This window comes from Peribacillus huizhouensis, assembly GCF_014138605.1.
Classification (GTDB): Bacteria; Bacillota; Bacilli; order Bacillales; family DSM-1321; genus Peribacillus; species Peribacillus huizhouensis.
Genome location: NZ_JACJHX010000030.1, coordinates 1 through 22,098, shown reverse-complemented (window position 1 = coordinate 22,098; position 22,098 = coordinate 1). Strand labels below are relative to the sequence as shown.

The following is a 22,098-nucleotide window of genomic DNA, read 5'->3' as shown; positions in this document are numbered from 1 at the left end:
AGATAACTAGTAAAAGTATGTTTACACTGGTGGATGTCCACATGTCTCATGGAGGTCAACCCTCCCAGCGTTATCACAGCAGTTTCCCTTTCTAGACATACTAGCTTTCATTTTATATTTTATGAGTAACTGTTTATAGTTATGGGACGTGTATTGGTATCCTTGATCACTATGAAGAAGGATATCTTTTACATCCCTTCCTTTTATGGCTTTTTTAAACGTATCCAAGATTAGTTTATAATCATTGCGTCTACTAAGTTGGTAGGCAACGATTTCATTATTATATAGGTCTTTGATGGCAGACAAATACAGTTTCTGTACGTAATATCAGTTACCCACTTTTCATTAGGGCGAGATGCGTAATATGCTCCGAGTTAATGAATCGTTTATACAAGCCCAAAGGTATTCCTATAATAAACCTCACTAATCAGCCGCATTTAATCCCTGGATTAGCTTTCATAATATTAATCTCAAATCCTCTCAATCACTATTTATTCGAACTGTGCAGTAACCTTTCACGCCAAATCTGTACCTTATATCAGTATCGTAGTACATATTTCTCTTTATTAACTGAATGTTAACTTTTTTACAAAGTGTCAGATTGGTTATTTTCCTTATAGAACAATGTGAGGTGTTTCGACTGATTCCTCTTGAAGTACACGGATTCCCCCGGCTACTTCATAAGCTGAACCAATTGACACAAGAAAATCTCCTGTAATAGCGAGTTTTTGTTCTCGCAGAAGTTTAATTATATCGGTTTCCCCTATTTGACTTGATACAGAAATAGCCTCTAGTATTTGGCCAATCGTCCTAATCAAAGCACCAGTTAGTATTTGTTGTTCCCCTGATGAATTTGCATCTTCCTCAATATGCAAAAGCCCTGATAAGCCTTTAACTTCAATAATCTGACCTATTACTTGAATCCACAACCCTAATTCAATTTCTTTTTCCAATTCTAAAATTTTTTTACTTTTTTTATCTTTGAAATCTTGTCTATTATTGCTTTTATTTTTAGGATGTTCCATTAGTACCAACCCCAGAACTCAAGTTTTCCTTTATTTTATGTGAATCTAATCCTTTTGTGTTGACCTTCGCTGTGGACAAACTTAAATTTTGTTATTAGTTTACCTCCTTCAAATTGGTTTATTGCATAGTCTGTGTCTACTACCTATTACAACGTTCCGAAATGATCGGAACCTCCGAATTGCTCACAAGGACGTTCCGAGTCATTTAAAACGATGTTCCGAACCGTTCGGAAGTTGGATTTGTATCAACCTAGACTAAAAGATTCAATCTGCCTCAAAAAGGAAACTCCACTGGCAATCTTCCCTGTAACTCATCCCCCCTATCTTCTGTATCTAAAGTAAAATCCATCATGGAATATAAATCATCCTCTTCAAACGAACATTGATAGAGAACTACGCGGTTGAAATCGACCCATATCTTTGAATTGATTGCTATATCAATAGGAGACCTCGTAAAGTGAACATAATATTTCCCTCTACCTAAAGAAATTTTTCCAATTCGAAATATATCATATGTAATCCCTCTTTTAATTGGTTGTCCACTACAACTTTTCATATTTCATCGACGGTTTGTGGTCAAATTTATTTTGGATGGTCGAAAGTGGTTAGGTGAAAAATCACTTCTCTCCATACCATTAGAATTGGAATTGAATTAGTAATAGTTCCAATTTTAATACCATACTAATTTTTGATGAATATAATCAGTTTCATACTTGCAAAAATGCTTACAGCAAGCATTGCTCCTCCTTAAAAACTTTTCCATACTATAAATAATTTATTTAGATCTACCTGGTAAAATAACGATGAAGAAATATTAACTCATTTTTCCATGTACCCCCTTTTTTATAATTGCGTATATGCATATACCTGAATATCTTCCTTTCACGATCGGGTTATTAGGAGGCTCACATTTTCTGTCTTACATGTGGATATATATAAGCAGACTTTGTTAATTTGTTAAATTAGGTACCCGTCTTTCTTCTCTAATTTCAGGAGGATTCCTTATTAGTCAAGCATTTATTCTAGTTCATTAGCCATCTCTATTGTGTATGGTATTGGTGTGCTTTTGATTCTTAGAGAACTTAAAACCGATTTATTTTAATCATCATTTTGTGATTTTATTTGCTAAACATTTTGTGTCATCTAATAAATAATCCAACAAATTAGAAACGTTCTGTAAAGATCATCTTTTACGGACTGTTCTACCTTTTATCAATGTTTATATCTACATAGAAACCCCATTTATGACTAATGCTATACGTGGAGGTGATCTACATGACTAAACGTAAAGCGGAGAATATTATTAGATTGAATGCAGCTAAGGCAAATGGGAGTGTGGCAGGATATACCGAAGAAATTTCACAACCTTTGACAGAAGAACAAAAACAAAATAATAAAAAGCGAAAGAAAAACCAGTAATCAAAAAACCGCCAGTAAAACGTTCAGCTGGCGGTTACTTTTGTATGAAGGAGATGGGAACTGGGCTTCATGACTTGCTAATATTACCCATCTAATTGGCAGTTATACGTACTTATTAAGAAAGTTCTTCAAAATTCGCCACCATTGTAAATAGTGTCCTGGATTAATCTTTATTACGATTGTTCGACTTCATCGAGCATACTTTGAAGATCCTGTTGATACTGCTGCAGTTGCTCCCGCTGATGCTCTGAGGCAACTTGCAGCGCACTTTCAATTTGTTGATATGCTTCATTCATTTCTTGCTTCACATGTTTAAGTTGACTTCCATAATCTGGTCCCTCTTTAACAATTCCATGTATTGCTTCTTGCACTTGTTTAAAGCTTTGATCGGCTGCCTGAAATGCACGCCTTTTATCTTGTTTATCTTGCAATTTTGCCCACTCCTTTTTAAATTATAAAATTGCGATATAGGAGTAGGTTTTACTTATTGACAAAGATTATACGATAATAAGAAAGTGAAATCGTGTATATTCTATATATTCCTGCTCATCATAATTGATAAGAGGAGGGATCACACATGAACAAAAATGATGGAAAAGATATAAGGAAAAATGCTCCCAAAGGGGATAATCCCGGACAACCCGCTCCTTTAAGCGGGTCACATAAAGTAAAAAACAGAAATCACAGTCGCCAAAAACACAATTCTAGTCACGACATGTAAGCTAAATACTGGAGAAGTGTCGGACCTCATACTCTAATATACAGTTCCTAAATTTCGAACTAATATTAGAACTAGTGAGGTCCTACTCTTTCATTTTGTTGATTAGATAAGCTCGTTAAAACGTTGACTGATCCGCTATATGCTGATTTTAAACAGCCTTCACCAAGTATAAAGCGTTTGTCTACTGAATGTGTCCGTAGTTAAAAGATGAGTTCTAAAGTTAAGGCGATCATTGGAACGATCGTCTCTTCGAAATTCAAATGACTACTGTGATAGCCCTTCTTCTTTTATCTAGTATTAATTTGAAAATTGAAATTCTGTTCTGCTCCCTTTCTGAGTTGCAATGACTTCGAGACGAGCGTCAATTCTTTCTTTAAGCTCAGGTACATGAGAAATAATCCCAACAAGTCGGCCACTGCTTTGAATATCCATCAAGGTTTCAATCGCATGATCTAAAGATTCCGGATCAAGTGTGCCAAAGCCTTCATCAATAAACATTGTTTCCAATGAGATTCCTCCTGCATTTTGCTGAACAACATCCGCTAATCCAAGAGCTAATGCCAATGCTGCTTTAAAACTTTCCCCTCCTGACAATGTCTTTACATGCCTTTCCTGTCCTGTATATTGATCATACACTGACAACTCTAATCCACTTTGAATGTTTCTTCTAGTCGGATCCACTTTCCGTAATAATTGATATCGTCCACTTGTCATTTTCACTAGTCTTAAATTCGCTTCTTTTAAAATATCATCTAAAAAAGCGGCAAGGACATAACGTTCGAAAGTAATACGAAATGGATTTTGCCCCTTGGATATCTCATGGAGGTGACCAATAACTGCATATTTTTCATCAATTTCTTTTTGACCATCGATAATCAAAAGGATTTTCTCTTGAATAACGATATTCTGTTCTTTTGATGTAAAGATGAAATTATACAATTTGCGATGTTTCTCTAAATCTTCATCTACAGTTTGAATCGTTTTTTGAAAGCCAGAAATGTCAGGTTTAGTAACACCAGTTAACTTCAATTCAAGATCATGATGCAGACCAGTTACTGTATGATATTGTTTATCATATTCCTGAACCTGATTCTCTAAACTATTTAATTCAGATTCTGTTTTTTTTGAAGCAGTATATTGTCCGTAAGAATCGAACCCTTGCTTCTTTAAATCTTCTTTGAAACGAATTCGCTCTTTATCAAGCTCAACTACTATTTTTTCCAAATCTTCAGCAACGGAATTTCGTTTAGTTTGGATGATCGTCACTTGCTCTGTTGCTGTTAGCAAAGCATGTTGAGTGCTTTCAAACGCCTGTTGCAGTATTTTTTGTTGCGTTATCGCTTTGTTTAGCTCATTCTGATATCCTTCAGGCGTCCGAACTGTATCCGGTACCGCACCATTCAAGGATGTGAGTTTGGCATTTTCCTCTAGATATGCTATACGGGAAGAATCTTCAGTTTTTTTCAAGTCTGCCAAGCGCTGTTTCAGTTCAGCTTTAGTCACTTTTAACTTAAGAAGCTTTTCGGAAATTTGCCCAAGTTGTGCTTTTTTATCTGCAAGTGTCTTTAATCGGCGTGCCAATTCGCTTTTAATCTCTTTACATTCATTTTCATTTTCAGCTAAGCTGTTCAAGTCCATTTCAGGAATTCGCTCTTGAACTTCCGCTGCTCGCTCATTGTATGTCTCTCGGATTGATTCATATTGTGATTTTACTTGATAATATTCTGTTTCTGATTGCGCTTTTTTCTGTTCAGCAGCTCTGACAAGATTCGTTTGTCTATCGATATCCGCTTCATTCGGCATATCTTCTTTAAAATGAGCAGGATTAGGATGTTCCGCCCCTCCACACACAGGACAAGCTTCGCCATGGACGAGCATTTGTGCTAATAATCCAGCTTGGCTTTCACGCCATTTTTTGTTTAATAAGTCCAACTGCTGCTTTTCATTTTCAAGCTTGCTAACTGAAGTTGCCAGAATAACCTGGTTGCGATCTAATGCTTGTTTAGCTTGATTCATTGTTGTTGTTACTTCAATTAGTTTAGTTATTCCAAATAAAATTTGATCATTGAGATCCTTTTGCCGCTCCAATGCTGCAATTTGAATAGCCGCTTGTTCCGATTCTTGTTTAATAACGTTCAAAGCATCTTCTTCTTTTTCGAGCGAGCTGAGATCTGTTTCTGCCTTATTCATTTGGCTAGCTGTTTGCTGCCATTGCTTTTCCAATTGTGATGTCTTTTGAATTTGAATTGTTAGATTTTCAACTGATTCCTTCAACTGCTGTAGTTGATGGACTGCAACCGACGCTTCTTCTCGTTTGTCAGACTTGGCTAACTCTTCATCATATTGCATTTGCAATTTCTTTTTCTTTTCTTCACTTTGTTTAAGTTCCTTTTCTAATTGCTCTTGAGTCATTTGTAACTCTTTCACTTGATTACCAATTCTTAAATAAAACTGTTCTTGTTTCTCAGCATTCGCTGCTTTGTATGCGTTAGAAATTTGTATTTTCAGCTGATCAATTTCCACTTTGACAGCTTCTAATTTTTCTTTCTCTATGGTTAATTTTTCTAAATCCAAAAATCGTTTGATTTGTTCTTCGGCACGAAATAATTCTTCTTTAAGCGAATCACGAGATTTTTGTTTCTTTTCAATGACAGTTTGCAGTTCAACTAATTGTAATTCGTCATTTATTATTTGTTTTTCTAGAAGTGGCAGGACCTTTTGCTCAGTAGGTTCATCTTGATTTATTTCGATTATCAGCTCTTCATTATCACTTGCTATAATTTCTTTCATATAACGAATTCTATCTAACTTGCTTTTCTCGCTTAACTTTTTTAATTCAGTCACTTCTTCTTTCAACTTGTCTTCAATCGTTTTATATAATTCGGTATGAAATAGCCTTTGAAGTATCTGTTCCTTTTCCTTACTTTCCGAAGTTAATAGCTTTCGGAATTCACCTTGTGGAATCATCAAGATTTGACGAAATTGATTTGCGTCAATCCCAATAATACTCTTAATCTTTTCATCCACTTCACGAACATTTGCACCTAGCAATTTTTTTTCATCGTTCGATTTGACTTCATATAACTCTGCTTTCGCCGTAACCGTCGTCGTCCCCTCACCAGACTTCTTTTTCCGCTCTTGCTGAGGAGAGCGCCAGATATAATACAATTTTCCACGGAGCATAAATTCCAAACTTACTTCTGACAAATGATCATCTGCTGCAAATTGACTCCTAAGCTCCTGCCCATTTCGATCTTCACCACTTGCTTTCCCATATATTGCATAGCTTATTCCATCAAATATGGTCGTCTTACCAGCTCCCGTTTTCCCAGAAATTACAAACATTGTTCGATTTCCAAGCTGTGAAAAATCGATTATTTCACTCCCTGCATATGGTCCAAATGCCTGCATCATTAATCGAAGTGGCCTCATTTCAATACACCTTCTTTTTTTACGGCATTAATGACTGAAGCCATTAGATCTCGCTTCTTTTGATCAAATTGACGATCTGTCATTTCAGCATAAAATGTTTCAAATAAATCTAATTCTGATTTTTTTTCATCCTTAATAGAAGAAAACGATTCTTTTCTGCGGATGTCGAGCAAATCCCATTTTCTTTCTAAATGAAGAACATTAGGATACACTTTTCGAAGGCGATTAATCGGATCAATAATTGCTCCTTCATCTAGTAGTGTAATTTTCAAATAGTCATCCGTTCTTTGAGATAAATAGAATGAAGAATCAAGAAGCTCGTCCATATAGCCTTCCAGCTCTCGCATATCCTTCTTCGGGGAAAGTGAACGATATCTCAAATCAAAATCGCCATTTTCCTCCATTTCCACAATTGAAATCGATTTATTTTGCTTTGCTTCTGAAAATGAATATTTCATTAACGAGCCTGAATACCGAACCTTAGGATGATTGAGAGCATCAGGACTATGCAAATGACCAAGAGCCGTGTAGTCGAAAGCATTAAAAACTTCTGCAGAAACACATCCCGATCCTCCAACAGAAAGAACACGCTCAGAATCCGTTGTTTTCCCGCCTAATACAAAAGCATGTCCAACCAAAACATTGGGTTCATTTGGATTAATATGTTGTTCTATTTTCGAGGTAATAGCGGCCATTGCATCTTGATGAGATGTGATTCGATCATCTTGCAATACTTGCCGTACAACACCAGGCTCCGCATAAGGTACACAGTAAAAATTCACTCCGTTTACCTGAACTGGCATTAAATCCTTATTAAGCTTTCCTTGGATAAATAGATTACTATGACGATACCAAGACGATCCAAAAGATAACCGTTCAGCACTGTCATGATTTCCCGAAATCGCAATAATTGGTTTATTCATTTTCACATTTATTGTATATAAAATTTCATCAAGCAATTCTACGGCTTCTGTAGGTGGTACGGAACGGTCATATAAGTCACCCGCAATGACAATTGCATCGGGATTCTCTTCTTCAATGACATGTACTAGTTGCCATAGTGTATGCCTTTGATCTTCTGTCAAATGGACACCATGAACAATTTTACCTAAGTGCCAGTCCGCTGTATGAATAAATTTCATAAAATCACTCCGTTCCTTATCGTATCCCCATTATACCAAAACTCGGATATAGTTGGTTACGCCACATTTTACATATCAAAGAATTACTAAAAACAACAAAAAAGCAGACAGCCTGTAAACTGTCCACTTCATCATGTTCAACTAAATAAATGTTCATATGGATTCATGTTAATTTGCCGTTCGGTTAATTTTTTTCGTAAAAACTTATGATCTCGTTTAGGTGTCGCGATAATATAGCCTCTTACAACTAGATCCTGAGTAATTGTTTCTGACTTTTCCTTTATAGCCAATTCTCCAATTTTACCAGCAATTTTCTGTCTACCAACATCTCTAAACAGTTCTGGAATCGGACTTACTAAATCTTCGAGTAATTCTTTCTGTTCACTTGTCCACAAATGAGAAGTTTGACTTACATAATATTCTTCCCAATCCATATCTGATTTTCCATCTTCTTTAGGAAAACGTTTAAGAAATTTGCGAAACATGAAGAATCCGCCAATTCCCATTAATGTGATCAAAATGACCGTCCATGCAAGGATAAACCATAAAAACCAACCTTCAAGCACGTCATTCACCCCGAATTTTTTAAATATTTAATACTATTATTATAGTCATTTTGCTAAATCTTGACAAGCAGTACACTGATTATTTCATTGGGTTCTAATTTTGTTGTATTCCTGACTATGAACGTTATTGGATCTTTAGACTCTTTATTCTAACTAAATCATTTAGGTTTTTCTGAATCCACTAAAAAAACGGTTAGCAATAGTTGCTACCGCTTTTTTAGTGAATTTATACTTTTGCGATTTTACCGTTTCCAAAATGTTTATTATGGATTTTGCGATATTGAAGATACATGCCAATCCGCCATGGTACAATCATTGCATAGGCAAGAAGAAAGAACATGCCACCTAATTGACCGACTTCGATTGATGAGCTTAAAAAATATTTAGCAACCAATCTGACAATAAGTAATCCGATGAGAATAAAAGCAAATGCTTTTGATCGCTTAATATAAATCTCATTATTCCTAACTTCAAAATTAGATGTTTTAATAAGGAATATAGAAAATAACATCCCCACCAACACTGCTTCAAGGACTTCTAAACCAGTTAAACGGAACATTGGAAACAGAAACATAAGAGCTCCAGTGCTCATAAAAATCGGAGGTAATACTATTTTTTTCAAGTTAACCGGTTTTTTTGACGCTCTTAAACGAACAATAAGTACTGTGATGGCCATAAGTAACGCCACAGCTGATGATATATAAATCATAACCATTCATTCCTTTTATTTAATAAGGTATGTTGCTTGTGACCTTATTATATCTTACTACAAACAATTATCAAAAATTCTTTCCCATAGTAGTTCATACTGTTTGGCTTCACCGCAAACGAATACAATATTAAAACGACATCATTCACCTTGAATGATCCATCCTATAGCACGCTACTCTCATCTAATCACAATATTGGCGGTACGGAATCGGATATTGAATTACTTTCTTAATAATGTATGTATATCTTTCATGTAGATTGGCTAAAGCACTGTCCCATTTTCCTTCAAAAAAAAGTTAATTACTCACCCTGCTAATCGCTTCAATCACTCGATTTTCATCGAATGGTTTTACAATAAAATCTTTCGCACCGGCTTCAATAGCCTCAACAACCATTTTTTGCTGTCCCATTGCTGAGCACATAATTATTTTTGCATGTGGAAACTCTTTTTTTATTTCTTTCACTGCATCTATGCCACTCATAATTGGCATGGTTATGTCCATAGTAACGATGTCTGGATGTAATTTACGGTAAAGCTCAATTGCTTCTTCACCGTTTTCCCCTTCGCCAACCACGATATGATTCGCTTTATTTAATATATTTAAAAGGGTCATTCTCATAAATTTCGCATCATCAATTACTAATATTCTGGCCATTTCTTAACCCTCCTAAATCATACAACAAGTAAAAATAACACCAAAAAAATCAGCTACACACTTCGTTAATTTTCATTAATACATATTCTTATAGAGTACCTTAATATCAAAAGATATTCAAATATTCCACTCACCAGAATTTTCCGTTTTCTAATTAGTGGATTGCTATTAGAATACTAATTAAAAACCTTGAAATCCTCCAGTAAGATTGGTAAAAATAATGATAATTTTCGTCATCCAATCAAAGAAGAGCACAATTCCCATCAGAATCATAATATATCCACCTGCTTTGACGATACGGTGGCTATGTTTTTTGATCCACTTCATTTTCCCGATAAAGAAAGACAAAATAAAGAATGGAATTGCAAAACCTAATATATAAGCAATCATGTATAACATAGCGGAATTTGGGTTATTAACACCCATTGCTAATACTGCAGTTAATATTGGCCCTGTACAAGGTGTCCATCCTGCAGCAAATGCCAAACCAATTAATGCTGAACCTGCGTAGCCACTTGGACGATTTTTGAATTCAATTCGTTTATTTTTCATTAAGAATTCAAAATTAAAAATTCCAACAATCACTAAACCAAAAAAGATTATAATGATAGCACCTATTTGGCGAATTAAATCTTGATAATTCTCAAAAAATTCACCTAAAAAGGAAGTAGTGAATCCTAATGCGATAAATATTAGAGAGAAACCCAATAAGAAAAATAATGTGTGAAATAAGCTTCTCTTCTGCAACATAGCGTTCTCTGTTTTTAGTTCATTGACACTCATCCCTGTGATGTACGATAAAAAGGCTGGGTAAAGTGGCAAACAACAAGGAGAAATAAAACTCAGGAACCCCGCTCCAAAAGCTAGTAAAATGCTAACGTCACTCAATCATGTCAACTCCTATGTATAGCAATTTACCTTTATTCTACCAAATGATCCAAGAAAAAGATATTTACTGAATTGTGAATATCTCAAAAAAAGCATAAAGTTAAAAATAATGAATAAGTGTTTGAATTTATTTCCACAAGCTAGTATAATAAAATTTGTAAGTATCATACATATTTAGGGATAAGATTACATCAGGTAAAAACACCTCTCTATTAATGTTTAGAAAGGACTAGCAGTTGTGACCCGATTAGAATTTCTCGAGCTTATCGAAAAAAAACGAAATGAGCTCATTAAAATCGTTTCTAAAAACGGTCTTAATTCTCAAATAACTATCGTATACAGCCAAGAATTGGACATGCTGCTAAATCAATATAACCAATTGTTCCTAAAACAAATTGGTTAACTTAAGCAGTTAATCATTCAAAACATACAACCCGCCTTTATGACTTATATAGGCGGGTTTTAAAATTTTTCCACAACTATTCTAAAGGAATAGCGAATTCGCTATTTTAAGGGAAATATGTATTCTTAGTAAAAGATTATTATATGGTCTTTTACTCTATCTCCAATGCCTTTTCGTTTTTTCTACACCAGCAAGACACAAAACTCGCATCATCTGAAAATATTAAATGCCAATACAAAAAACACAAAGATGTTAGTATTGAAATAGCAGTAATGATTAATGGCCTCGCAATATTCCAAATGATAGATTGTGTGAATAGTACTGATGACATGAGTGTAATATTCTTTAAGTGTGATTGGTACTAAATTACTCCAAATGAATGTAGAAGATAAAAAACTATCCACCATGTTTGATGTGGATAATAATTGCTTTCTAGTTTCACGTTGATATTTCCATTCCATGATTGTACGGAAGGATATCATCAAAATGTATTAAGGTAATAAAATATATGCTGAATTTAGAGAATTTACATACACAAGATACATTAGAGTGATTAAAAAGAAAGATAAGATTATCCACTCGCCACGTTTATACTTGTTGTTTACGTGTGCATTGGAAAGTCCCTCTTTTTGATATTGAAATTTTTTATTAAACCCTTTTCAGATACAGTTAACAGTATGAATGCAGCTAAGATTAGACCATTTAAAGGTGTCAGAATATATCAATCCATTATATGTAAATTCACCTTATTTTACTATATTGAAATATAGATTGGAAAAATAAACAAAAAGCCCACTTATCCGTGAGCGATAAAGCAAATATATTAACTTTATAAATAGGTTATGAATACTCATTAAATGATTATTCATAACCTATTTATTCGTTTTGTTTAAACGTTTTTTGCTTACATATACTGTGACCAAAGCTACTACGATAACAACAGGAATTGCATAAAGTTGCCCAACAAACAATTTCCAACCTACCGTATTATAACCTTCTGATGCTGGTGATAATACAGCAATTATACAAACAATTAAGTATGCTAAAAATGCCGGAATAATATATTTCATTAGTCTCAGCTCCTTCATCCATACATTCAAATATCGATTCTCTATGTTAATTAATCAATTTATTTATGAATGTATTCTTCTACTGTATGTTCTACACGCTTAACTAGATTCCCTTCATCATTGTAATATTCATTGATAATTTTATGGTTAGGTTCCAAGTTGTATTTTTGAATGAGGTAGTTAACTTTTACTATTTGCTGATATTTTATTTTTCGATTAGGTTCTATAACTCCTTCTTCATGAAGATTTGATAAATAGTTATTAGCGAATTTAATATTTTCTTTGATTACGATTTGTTTCAATACAGATTCTCCCCTTACCTTTTTAAAGTATCTCGTACATTCTCTATAGTTATGTAGGAAACGAAGAGATATTCCTTTTTATATTTGTAATTACAACTCCGAATTGATAAGTTTTCTTCTATTTTCCATTTCTCCCCCTCATATAGATCTCTTGTTAACACTTACTATCAAACTCTGTTCCTATTCGTATTCCCCTTCCTTCTCAAAGTAATAAAATTCACTTATTCATACCTCCTGAATGCTTCTCCGATTAAAAACGTTCATGGTTCATTGGATTCTCAATATTTACAGGTATCTTAGTCGAACATCTCCAAAAATATTAATATAATTCTTAGTTACATGTATTTTGGCCTGAATCCTATGCTCTTAATACATTCGTGAAGACAGTAAAATAGTCTTATTTATAATTGTGTAAATTTTGGAATTTATTTGTAGCTATAATCTTTTTATCTACTTTATTGACTACATTACATTTATTGGAGATTATTGTTTTTTTAGGAATAATTCACAATACAAAATAACGATTAAATAATCAATTCATTGAAAGGGATTGTATAATTTTATAAGGAGGGGTTGGAATGAACGATAATTCTTCAGCTGAGTTAAGAAAAATTCGGATAACTCTTGTTATATTAACTGTTATACTTGCTCTTGCAACTTGTAGTCATAATGAATCAAACCCAGTTTATTATGATAATGAGCAGACATATCCTCAATTCTCTTATTCAAATATAATTGATTTCGGTGATGGAGATTTTGGTGTTTTAAGAGGAGATTCTAATTCTAATGGTGAAGAAATTATTATTATTTATCATTTTGATAAAACATCAAATAATATCACGTTTAAGAAGGAACAATTACTGAGTGAATTACATGAACGATAATGAGTTTTGAACTTAAACTTCTGGATAAATAGATAACTAAAGAGAATTCAGAAAAATGCTGTAAGAAAATTGAATTCAAGCTAATAATAAGAAAATCTTCCCTTAACAAAATGAAACTACTGAGTAAATTTAATCACTCAGTAGTTTTTTATTTACCAAAGAAAAGCTTAGGAATCAGATAGAAAGCTAATAGCTCCGAGACCAAGTAATATCCCCTTTTCCGTCTCTGACAGCCATCTCCTATGTACACGATAGGTTCTAGCCTTTCTCACCTTCCCTATTCTAAAACCTTTATTTGATTCGTATAGTGACTTTTCTGTTACTCTTTTGTGAACTCCCTAAGGAGTCCTTTGTTGTTCGTTGAGTTAGTTTCCTCGTTCGATATATCTCCACGATCTTCTTAAATTTATACTGATCCTCTAAGTTTAACATGTGACGTCCCTCCTCCACTAAATTAGGATTCTGTTCCATCCACAATTCGTTGCTATGGGCAAGTTTCCAAGTAGGGGATGGGAGAATAGGGATTACAAAAAACCACCTTTACTGAATCATTCATCCAGAAAAAGTGGTTTAAAGTGTAAAAATGAAAGATAAACCAAGAATCATAAGAAATCAGAGGAAAGATACAGTCTAGATAATCCTTCTCCTACTTGATTCTATTATGATTTTTAGATATATCTTCCCAAAACGTTGATATAACAAGGTTCATAAGGTTTTCTTATTTTACCTGTTTGTTCATTGCGCTCATCATTTGATTGATTTTTTTCTGAGATGGTTTCATTCCCATTTGCATCATCATCATTTTAAGCATTTGTTCATTAATCGGTGGATTTTTCTTAAGGTAAGTCATCATATATTTTCTAGCGATGAAAAAGCCAAGTGCTACACCAGCGATTAAAGCCAATACTGCGGCTAAAATTATTTGCCAAAGCATATTATTTCCTCCTTCATGTTGTCTACATTAAGTGTACTAGACCAATCGTTATTATACAATACTCCATGTGGTCATGTCCTCCTTTTATCCATATTTTCTTTCTTTTATCGGTTTTAACCAACCGTAGCGTTTATTCTCAAAATCAATGGCAAGGAAGCTTGCCTCACATTTACGGATGCATTCAAAAAAAGTAGTTTCCGCGTCAAAGTCACCTTCAGCTTTTAAAATAATGGATTGATCATGTATATAAACCGTAGCTTTACTATTACTCTTTACTTTTAAATAATATACCCCATTTTGGGACAAATATCCTTGTTTACGTTGTAAACTTTGTTCGAATGAATAATGAATGTTGCTAGCAGGAATTTTTTTTGTAATATATTCGATTTGTTTTTGCAAAATATCCTTATGCCAGTTAGATGATTGAATATACTCCAAAAACAAATTGAAAAAAATCTTTTCTCTACCAAAATAATGTCGGGCAAACTCATCTTCGATTAAATAAATTTGATAACTTCTCATTTAACTGCCTCCTAACATTCTTTTTTGTATTATATTCTTGAAAGTGAAAAAGATATGTTGTTTGATGGAGAAAAAAGCTTGTTTTTTTGTCGAAATCATCATTTTTCTAAAAATTATTACAATTATAGTACATATTACCAAAATAAGAAAGTGATTAATATTCTTTTTTTGAATCAATAACCATTTAAACAGCAAAACAAGGATATCCCAAATACCATTGACCTCATTTGATATAAGCAGCTTATAGTGTTGTAAACACCTATTTTAAACTACGTATATTGAAGTAGCAGGTTTATTGAGACATCCTTGATTCTAAATTAATTTTCTAAAAGTGCTTTTACTCGATTTACAACATTCTCAACTGTAAATCCGAACTCTTCCATAATTTTATTACCAGGTGCTGATGCACCAAAATGATTAATTGCAAGAATTTCCCCTTCATCTCCTGTATAACGATCCCAGCCGAATGGAGCCGCAACTTCGATAGCCAGACGCTTTTTCACTGCGGGATTAATGACACTTTGTTTATATTCTTTAGATTGAGCTTCGAATCGATCCCACGACGGCATACTAATGACTGCTGCGTCAATCCCTTCTTTCGCAAGGTTTTCTTGAGCTGCAACTGCTAAATTAACTTCCGATCCTGTTGCAAGTAGTAAAACATCTGCATCTGCTTTGCTAGAAGGAGAAACGATGTAAGCACCTTTTTTAACACCTTCATTCGCAAGTTCAGATGTATGTTTTAGAGTAGGTAGATTCTGCCTTGTTAATATTAGCGCAGTTGGTTTATTCTTAGATTGAATTGCTTCTCTCCAAGCTGCTGCTGTTTCGTTTCCATCAGCAGGACGAATAACACCTAGATTTGGCATCGCACGCAAAGATGCTAACTGTTCAATTGGCTCATGAGTAGGTCCGTCTTCACCAACCGCAATACTGTCATGAGTGAATACATAAGTTACCGGAAGTCCCATCAAAGCAGCTAGACGAATTGCTGGACGCAAGTAGTCTGAGAATACAAAGAATGTTCCACCGTACACACTGACTCCCCCATGAAGTGCCATTCCGTTTAATGCAGCTCCCATTGCAAATTCACGAACACCAAACCAAATATTACGACCTTCATACTCACCTGGGACAAAGTCTGTAGCCGCTTTAATCAATGTGTTGTTTGAACCGGCCAAATCAGCTGAACCACCAAGGAAACTTGGTAGATTAGAAGCAATAGCATTCAATACTTCACCGCTTGAAGCCCTTGAAGCCAGACTTTTCCCTTCTTCGTATACTGGGATGTCTTGATCCCATCCCTCAGGTAATTCGCCATTGATTGCTGCTTGAAGTTGCGCCGCTAATTCGGGATATTCTCTTCTGTAATCACTAAATAAGCTTTCCCATGCGGCTTCTTTTTTAACGCCTTCTTCTACTACCGCTTTCTTAAAATGTTCATATACTTCATTTGGTACATGGAAATCTTCTTCAAATGTCCATTTATAATACTCTTTTGTAAGTTTTAATTCTTCAGCACCTAATGGAGCTCCGTGAGAGGATGATTTACCAGATCGGTTAGGTGAACCATAACCAATAACAGTTTTCACTTCAATAAGTGTTGGACGTGATTCATCTGATTTCGCCAATTCCAAAGCTTTAGCGATTTCACTCAAATCATTTCCATCTTCAACACGTATATACTGCCAGCCGTATGCCTTAAAACGACCTTCAACACTTTCACTAAAAGATTTGTCCAAATCCCCATCAAGTGAAATGTCATTTGAATCATATAAAACGACCATTCTACCAAGCTTAAGGTGAGCAGCTAACGAAGCGGCCTCTGAAGACACACCTTCCATTAAATCCCCGTCTCCACAAATACCATATGTATAATGATCTACTACATTATATGAGCCACGATTATATGTTCCTGCTAAATGACGTTCAGCCATAGCCATACCTACTGCCATTGCAATACCTTGGCCTAGAGGCCCAGTTGTTGCATCTACCCCTGCAGTATGTCCATATTCAGGATGACCTGGTGTTTTGCTACCCCATTGGCGGAAATTTTTAATATCATCCATTGATAAATCATAGCCTGATAAATGCAAAAGACTATACAATAGCATCGATCCATGTCCAGCTGAAAGAACAAAACGGTCTCTATTAAACCAAGTTGGATTTTTCGGATTGTGATTCATAAACTGGGTCCAAAGAGTGTAAGCCATCGGAGCAGCGCCCATCGGCATTCCAGGGTGTCCAGAATTTGCTTTTTCAATAGCATCAATTGACAGTGTACGAATTGTATTGATTGAAAGTGCATCAGTTTTGTTTAACATAAAACCATCCTTCCTTTATGTATACCCTTACTATATTATAGTGTCATTTTGATAAAAACAACAATAATTCAGATACTTTATTAAAGTGCCCTGTCTTCCTTCAATAATCCGCTCATTCTTCAAACAAAAAAAGAATATCGAAACCGATATTCTTTTTATTTCATCTATTAATGTAAACGATTTTTTGAATCTTTAATACTTTTAAGCTTTTCAGGTGTAACATCGTTTCCTTCTGGGTCAATAATTGTCAAATGCTCGATCGTATTTGACATAGATTTCCGAAACGTTTCTAAGTACTCACTTCTCAGCTTAGATTGTTCTTTCGCTTCCTCCACTGTCAATGAGCTGGTCTTGGCCTTCTTAGCCAGTTCATTTATACGAGCTAACTTTTCTTTCGATAACATATTTTCGCTCCCTTTTACTTTTAATAGTGTCATGTTATAAAAAAAAAAGCGAAAATACAAGTTCTCTGCTCTTGATTAATCTTCTTTTACAGCTTTGTATTCTAAATATCTTCGATTTATTGTTGCTTTTGAAACTTGATAACCAAATCCTCGTAAAGTTGCTGCAATTTCTGCAAATGTAAGTCCGTTGTTTCGAAGTTTTACTATTTCTTCAATTGGAACTTCTTTTCTTTCTCTTCCACCACTCATTCCTTGATTGGCCAGATTTTTTTGTGGTCGAAATCCATTTTCAACTGCCCGCTGCATACCACGTTTAATTTTAATATTATGTAACTTCCGCTGGTACTCCTCAACAATTCCGACAATATTAATGACCATCGAATCTGAATCAGATAGTTCAATTTCCCCATCATGTGATAAAGAATAAATTTTTACACCTTCCTTAATAATTACATGAAAAAGGGCAATTTTCGCGTTTCCACGACCAAGCCTCGTTTCATCTTGAATTAATAGAACGTCAGCCTGCTTCTTTTTTAAGATATCTAACATTTCAAAAATGCCATCACGATTAAGTTCGTAACCGCTTGCTTGTTCTTTAATAACAGAAACAATTTCAAATTCTGATTTACTTGCTAGTTTTCTCAACTCTTCTTCCTGTCTGACTAAAGATGTTTCTTGTGATTCTTTTTCTGTACTAACACGGCAGTATATAATTGCTCTCATTTATTTCCAACTTTCTTATTGCTTACTTGCTAAACTTAGATTTGTTTTAGTTACTGGTATAATAATAGAATCTCCTGGTACAAGTGAATTTGCAGATATTTCATTATGAGTAATAATCCAGTTTATGAACTCATCTCTCGATAAATCTTCTGTTTTGTATACTTCAGCCATTTTCCATAGAGTATCACCATGATCTACTGTAATAGAGATATATTTGTCAAGGTTATCATAATTTTTATTCATTGAGAAAAATAAAGAAAAAATAAACACGATTACTGCTAGTGAAAGTGTATAAGTATAACTTTTTAATAGTTTTTTCATCGTTATTCCCTCCAAAATCGAATGCCTGTTCGCAATTTGTTAATCTCAGTATATACCGAACATCTGTTTTTAGTCAACATTATTCGAACTTATGTTTGTATCTTTTTTTTTCGCGTGATATAATAAAAACAAGAATAAGAGAGAAGGGGTGAAAGTATGTCTAAGCTTTCAAAAAGGCAAAATGATATATTGGATTTTATTAAAGACGAAGTTCGTACTAAAGGCTATCCACCTTCAGTGAGAGAGATTGGAGAAGCTGTTGGTTTAGCTTCAAGCTCGACAGTTCACGGTCATTTATCAAGATTAGAAAGTAAAGGTCTTATTCGTCGCGATCCTACCAAACCTCGTGCCATTGAAATACTAGATCCATCTGAAACGCACAATATACCAAAAAACAACGTCATCAATGTGCCTTTACTCGGAAAGGTAACAGCTGGTCTACCAATTACTGCAATTGAAAACATTGAGGAGTATTTCCCACTTCCAGAATCGATGGCAACACATGACGAACATGTCTTCATGCTCGAAATTATGGGCGATAGTATGATTGAAGCTGGAATCCATGATGGCGACTATGTTATTGTGAAGCAACAAAGTACCGCGAATAATGGTGATATTGTTGTTGCTATGACTGAGGATGATGAAGCAACGGTTAAACGCTTTTTTAAAGAAAAAGATTTCATCCGTTTACAACCCGAAAACTCCAATATGGAACCAATCATTCTTGGGAACGTATCAATTCTTGGAAGAGTAATTGGACTTTACCGCCAAATCCATTAATGTTTTTTCCTCCTGTTTATTACAGGAGGTTTATTTTTTTATAACAACTTATCTTGAGTACTCCCTACAGCGCATGTAAATAAATAACATTAAGAAGAGTTTGGATGCAATTTGTTCCCTATATAAAGCCACGTATTAATAAAGCTATTTACATGAGATTTCCCTGTCTTTTTGGACAACCTCACTTAGATCATTCATATGAACCGTTTTTTGGAATTATTACAGATAATTAATCACTTCTTAAATTTGTAAAATATTCATTTTAAGAGAATGCTAAAGATGATGTGGAAACTCCTCATGAAACAACAGCTAACGATGTAGCTACAAAAAATCTAAGAAGTTTGGATTTTTCGATATTAGATCACCCATAATATATCGATATATCTATTCATAGGATTATTTTATATAATCGATGTTTTGATAAGTGGTATATTGTATGAAAAAACTTTCTATTGGACTACTTCCGTTAGTCCTTGTAACTACACAAGTACCTAAAGCAGATGCTCATCTAGGGCGTACCGATAGTAATGGTGGGCATTACAGATGGACTAATTGTAAAATGGGGGTTAAGTTTCGGAGAGTAATTACCAATGGACTTGGTTCTTCAAAAACACTACCTAAACCTAGCACATCTACACCTGCTAAACCTGCAACTGTTAGCGCTAGCGTTTATCTTAATTGTGTAAAACAAAGCTATAATCAAAGTGCCTACATAATAACGGCACAACCCCCGTTCCAATGACCAATCTTTGAGGCATTAGATGTTACTGTACAATTTGAAAGTAGCACTAAAAAAGTTACTGGATCTAAAGTGCAAAAACGATTTTTTAAATATCGGCAATAGAAAAGCTAATATTAAATCAAATGGTAATACTACTTCGTTTGATTTATCAAAACCTGCGGAATAACCAATGGCTCAACTATGGTTCCATTACGCATTACAAATGAATCATTGGGTGCCAATGTTCGATGGGATAGTAGTACTAGAGAGTAAAGATTACAAAGTAAAATTTAGTGGCTGTCCAAAAGCATTTGCTTTTAGACAGCAGCTTCTTTTTACCAAAACAATTGAACATAAATAATATTAATATTCTTTATAATATAGGGAGGAGATTGCATTGAAGATGAAAAGAACTGTCAAGAGTTTCTTGACAGTTAAAATAGTTAATAAGTGGAGATCCCTTCGCCATGTTGAATCTACAATTCTATAAAGATTCTTTATTCAGATTTACCCAAATACACTATTGAGATCTTTGTTTGCATTCTCTATTTTCTTTTGATCAATTGTTAATTCATTCTCTTGCAGAAATGCCGTTTCTAATAAAGCATCCATCGCATCCTTAAATGAATTTTCATCTAAAAAGGTCTTAATCATCATCGAGTCTTTTTTCCCTGTTTGTAGATTTTTTGAAGTAACCAATGACCATTCCCCTTCGTAAATGTACACCTCATTTTCATTTCGACCGATAATTGGGCCTTTATACGAACGGCAATCGAACTTTTTATTATAAAAAGAATAATGATGTTTTTTTAGGTATGAAATGATTGGCTTTACCTTTTCAGCTCTTTCGAGAAATTTTTGTTCTTGTAGCTCTAAAAGTTTGATATATTCCTCTTTTTGACTTACAATCAACAGCTCATTACTTTCTAAACGATCGATACTTTCAGTAATCAACCTTTCGTCCTGTTCAAACATTCTATCCCCCCTTGTTTTTAAATTATATTATTTGTATATCAGCTTTATTAGTAAAATACTGGAATTTTTTAATTGATACGAACCTTATTATTGCTTTTACATAACATGCCTATAGTTAATAATAAGAGGTGAAACTATGTTATGGTTGGAAATATAGATTATACATCACCAACAACTCAATACACTTTTGACGTGAATAGAAGTCCCTTATATAAAAAAGATAATAAAAACTATATTAACGTATTAGGTATTAAACAGTTGAATTCATTAGAGAATGTGTCTCTGTTAGACATTTTTCTTAGTGTAAATAATATTGTGGAACCGCATTATCACCAAAATGCAGCAGAGTTAGTCTATTGTATTTCTGGTGCTGCTACAGTATCAATTCTGAACCCATATACTAAAGAAATTCTCCATTATCCTATTACACCTGGACAAGTGGCGAACGTTCCACAAGGTTGGTGGCACTTTGAAGTAGCTACAGTTGATAACACTCATCTCTTAGCAATTTTTGATGCACCTACTCCAGAAGTAATTTTAGGTTCTGACATCTTAAAATTCACTCCTGCAAATATCATGTCAAATACCTATTGTCTCGATGAGAATCAATGGAAACGAGTAATTTCACCAGTTAAACCAACAACATATATTGGGCCATACAAGGACTGCAGCAGACAAAAGGAAAATACACCTTATTATTTTAATCAGCAAGCACAAAATATGGAGCAACACCAACAAACCCCTTACTTTCCTTATGATCAACAATATTGGGGATATTAAATAAAGAGCACTACCGACATGGATTCTCCATGTCTTTTTTTCATCAGGTGGATATTAATTTATAACCTTTTTCATAGTAAATACCAAAAAAATCATTTAGAACTTTCTTAGAACGTAGGCTAATAACTACTGGCCCACTAAATAAAGAGACATGCAAGGAACCATCCCTCATTAGGATAAATGTTTCCAGTACACGCCATAGAATTACAACAAACGAATACGTCATAGTAAAATACCATTATGGATGTGAAGTATCGTTTTTTCATAATTTTAGTGATCCTTATGCCATTAAAGCGCCCGTTCGTATTATAAGGTCAGCCAGAGAAAATCTGGTTGACTATTTTTTATTTAGTCTTATAGATTGATAGTGGCCGGGGTAGAACGTAAGCGCCCGT

26 protein-coding genes and 1 pseudogene are annotated in these 22,098 nt (G+C 34.3%); 8 read left to right on the top strand and 19 right to left on the bottom strand.

What is annotated here, in order from left to right; translation table 11 throughout:
* Nucleotides 1–21: 21 nt before the first annotated feature.
* Both HNP81_RS24815 and HNP81_RS22395 read right to left on the bottom strand, forming a co-directional pair.
* Nucleotides 22–306 (bottom strand): DDE-type integrase/transposase/recombinase, encoded by a 285-nt coding sequence (locus HNP81_RS24815; protein WP_182504057.1) that lies wholly within the window; start codon nt 304–306, stop codon nt 22–24.
* Between the two features lie 308 nt (nt 307–614).
* A complete protein-coding gene (locus HNP81_RS22395) occupies nt 615–1,025 on the bottom strand; it encodes a hypothetical protein (RefSeq protein ID WP_028390737.1) in 411 nt (136 codons plus the stop codon).
* A gap of 857 nt (nt 1,026–1,882) precedes the next feature.
* Here HNP81_RS22395 and HNP81_RS24810 point away from each other — a divergent pair.
* A complete protein-coding gene (locus HNP81_RS24810; RefSeq protein ID WP_376766778.1) occupies nt 1,883–1,978 on the top strand; it encodes a DUF7010 family protein in 96 nt (31 codons plus the stop codon).
* Between the two features lie 322 nt (nt 1,979–2,300).
* Nucleotides 2,301–2,444: a small acid-soluble spore protein SspO gene (sspO, locus tag HNP81_RS22390; RefSeq protein ID WP_084552237.1), complete on the top strand. Its 144-nt coding sequence runs from the start codon at nt 2,301–2,303 to the stop codon at nt 2,442–2,444.
* Between the two features lie 173 nt (nt 2,445–2,617).
* Here sspO and HNP81_RS22385 read toward each other — a convergent pair whose 3' ends face one another.
* Entirely contained in the window at nt 2,618–2,875 is a 258-nt protein-coding gene (locus tag HNP81_RS22385) for a hypothetical protein (protein ID WP_182504056.1), read from the bottom strand.
* 146 nt (nt 2,876–3,021) lie between these two features.
* Between HNP81_RS22385 and HNP81_RS22380 the strand changes: the two genes are divergently transcribed.
* A complete protein-coding gene (locus tag HNP81_RS22380) occupies nt 3,022–3,165 on the top strand; it encodes a small acid-soluble spore protein P (protein WP_082190999.1) in 144 nt (47 codons plus the stop codon).
* A gap of 297 nt (nt 3,166–3,462) precedes the next feature.
* Here the strand turns inward: HNP81_RS22380 and HNP81_RS22375 are convergent, their stop codons facing one another.
* From HNP81_RS22375 to HNP81_RS22350, 6 genes are all read right to left on the bottom strand, one after another.
* Complete coding sequence (locus tag HNP81_RS22375; RefSeq protein WP_182504055.1) at nt 3,463–6,597, bottom strand: SbcC/MukB-like Walker B domain-containing protein; 3,135 nt, start codon at nt 6,595–6,597, stop codon at nt 3,463–3,465.
* The gene (locus HNP81_RS22370; protein WP_182504054.1) at nt 6,594–7,739 is read right to left on the bottom strand and encodes an exonuclease SbcCD subunit D; all 1,146 of its coding nucleotides are present in this window, start codon (nt 7,737–7,739) and stop codon (nt 6,594–6,596) included. Before HNP81_RS22370 ends, HNP81_RS22375 begins: the two co-directional genes overlap by 4 nt.
* A gap of 137 nt (nt 7,740–7,876) precedes the next feature.
* Nucleotides 7,877–8,305: a DUF2621 domain-containing protein gene (locus HNP81_RS22365; protein WP_028390732.1), complete on the bottom strand. Its 429-nt coding sequence runs from the start codon at nt 8,303–8,305 to the stop codon at nt 7,877–7,879.
* A 226-nt stretch (nt 8,306–8,531) separates the two neighbouring features.
* Nucleotides 8,532–9,020: a CcdC family protein gene (locus tag HNP81_RS22360; protein WP_028390731.1), complete on the bottom strand. Its 489-nt coding sequence runs from the start codon at nt 9,018–9,020 to the stop codon at nt 8,532–8,534.
* A gap of 292 nt (nt 9,021–9,312) precedes the next feature.
* Nucleotides 9,313–9,672: a response regulator gene (locus HNP81_RS22355; RefSeq protein ID WP_028390730.1), complete on the bottom strand. Its 360-nt coding sequence runs from the start codon at nt 9,670–9,672 to the stop codon at nt 9,313–9,315.
* 180 nt (nt 9,673–9,852) lie between these two features.
* Complete coding sequence (locus tag HNP81_RS22350) at nt 9,853–10,560, bottom strand: cytochrome c biogenesis CcdA family protein (RefSeq protein ID WP_182504053.1); 708 nt, start codon at nt 10,558–10,560, stop codon at nt 9,853–9,855.
* Nucleotides 10,561–10,798: 238 nt separating this feature from the next.
* Here HNP81_RS22350 and HNP81_RS22345 point away from each other — a divergent pair, with 238 nt between their 5' ends.
* A complete protein-coding gene (locus HNP81_RS22345; protein ID WP_084552235.1) occupies nt 10,799–10,963 on the top strand; it encodes an aspartyl-phosphate phosphatase Spo0E family protein in 165 nt (54 codons plus the stop codon).
* 491 nt (nt 10,964–11,454) lie between these two features.
* Here the strand turns inward: HNP81_RS22345 and HNP81_RS24805 are convergent.
* From HNP81_RS24805 to HNP81_RS22325, 3 genes and pseudogenes are all read right to left on the bottom strand, one after another.
* Nucleotides 11,455–11,604, bottom strand: a pseudogene (locus tag HNP81_RS24805) (hypothetical protein); the annotation flags it as partial.
* Between the two features lie 231 nt (nt 11,605–11,835).
* On the bottom strand, nt 11,836–12,033 hold the full coding sequence (locus HNP81_RS22330; protein WP_182504051.1) for a DUF4017 family protein: 198 nt from the start codon (nt 12,031–12,033) through the stop codon (nt 11,836–11,838).
* A gap of 59 nt (nt 12,034–12,092) precedes the next feature.
* A complete protein-coding gene (locus HNP81_RS22325; protein ID WP_028390727.1) occupies nt 12,093–12,335 on the bottom strand; it encodes a hypothetical protein in 243 nt (80 codons plus the stop codon).
* Nucleotides 12,336–12,913: 578 nt separating this feature from the next.
* On the opposite strand from HNP81_RS22325, the gene HNP81_RS22320 reads away from it, so the two are divergent.
* Nucleotides 12,914–13,219: a hypothetical protein gene (locus tag HNP81_RS22320; RefSeq protein ID WP_028390726.1), complete on the top strand. Its 306-nt coding sequence runs from the start codon at nt 12,914–12,916 to the stop codon at nt 13,217–13,219.
* Between the two features lie 718 nt (nt 13,220–13,937).
* On the opposite strand, the gene HNP81_RS22315 is transcribed toward HNP81_RS22320, so the two are convergent.
* From HNP81_RS22315 to yneA, 6 genes are all read right to left on the bottom strand, one after another.
* Complete coding sequence (locus HNP81_RS22315) at nt 13,938–14,153, bottom strand: YneF family protein (RefSeq protein WP_028390708.1); 216 nt, start codon at nt 14,151–14,153, stop codon at nt 13,938–13,940.
* 84 nt (nt 14,154–14,237) lie between these two features.
* Complete coding sequence (sirA, locus tag HNP81_RS22310; RefSeq protein WP_028390707.1) at nt 14,238–14,675, bottom strand: sporulation inhibitor of replication protein SirA; 438 nt, start codon at nt 14,673–14,675, stop codon at nt 14,238–14,240.
* A 317-nt stretch (nt 14,676–14,992) separates the two neighbouring features.
* Nucleotides 14,993–16,999 (bottom strand): transketolase, encoded by a 2,007-nt coding sequence (gene tkt, locus HNP81_RS22305; protein WP_182504050.1) that lies wholly within the window; start codon nt 16,997–16,999, stop codon nt 14,993–14,995.
* A 167-nt stretch (nt 17,000–17,166) separates the two neighbouring features.
* Nucleotides 17,167–17,403 carry a DUF896 domain-containing protein gene (locus HNP81_RS22300; RefSeq protein ID WP_182504049.1) on the bottom strand — a complete coding sequence of 79 codons (237 nt, stop codon included), beginning with the start codon at nt 17,401–17,403 and terminating at the stop codon, nt 17,167–17,169.
* Nucleotides 17,404–17,478: 75 nt separating this feature from the next.
* Nucleotides 17,479–18,126 carry a YneB family resolvase-like protein gene (locus HNP81_RS22295; protein WP_028390704.1) on the bottom strand — a complete coding sequence of 216 codons (648 nt, stop codon included), beginning with the start codon at nt 18,124–18,126 and terminating at the stop codon, nt 17,479–17,481.
* 15 nt (nt 18,127–18,141) lie between these two features.
* Nucleotides 18,142–18,447: a cell division suppressor protein YneA gene (gene yneA / locus HNP81_RS22290; protein WP_182504048.1), complete on the bottom strand. Its 306-nt coding sequence runs from the start codon at nt 18,445–18,447 to the stop codon at nt 18,142–18,144.
* Nucleotides 18,448–18,603: 156 nt separating this feature from the next.
* Here yneA and lexA point away from each other — a divergent pair, with 156 nt between their 5' ends.
* Both lexA and HNP81_RS24800 read left to right on the top strand, forming a co-directional pair.
* Nucleotides 18,604–19,227, top strand: a complete 624-nt coding sequence (gene lexA / locus HNP81_RS22285; protein WP_028390702.1) for a transcriptional repressor LexA — start codon at nt 18,604–18,606, stop codon at nt 19,225–19,227.
* A gap of 922 nt (nt 19,228–20,149) precedes the next feature.
* Complete coding sequence (locus HNP81_RS24800; protein WP_182504065.1) at nt 20,150–20,221, top strand: stalk domain-containing protein; 72 nt, start codon at nt 20,150–20,152, stop codon at nt 20,219–20,221.
* A gap of 234 nt (nt 20,222–20,455) precedes the next feature.
* Here the strand turns inward: HNP81_RS24800 and HNP81_RS22275 are convergent, their stop codons facing one another.
* A complete protein-coding gene (locus tag HNP81_RS22275) occupies nt 20,456–20,923 on the bottom strand; it encodes a hypothetical protein (protein WP_182504047.1) in 468 nt (155 codons plus the stop codon).
* Nucleotides 20,924–21,064: 141 nt separating this feature from the next.
* Here HNP81_RS22275 and HNP81_RS22270 point away from each other — a divergent pair, with 141 nt between their 5' ends.
* Complete coding sequence (locus tag HNP81_RS22270) at nt 21,065–21,703, top strand: cupin domain-containing protein (protein WP_182504046.1); 639 nt, start codon at nt 21,065–21,067, stop codon at nt 21,701–21,703.
* Nucleotides 21,704–22,098: the final 395 nt, after the last annotated feature.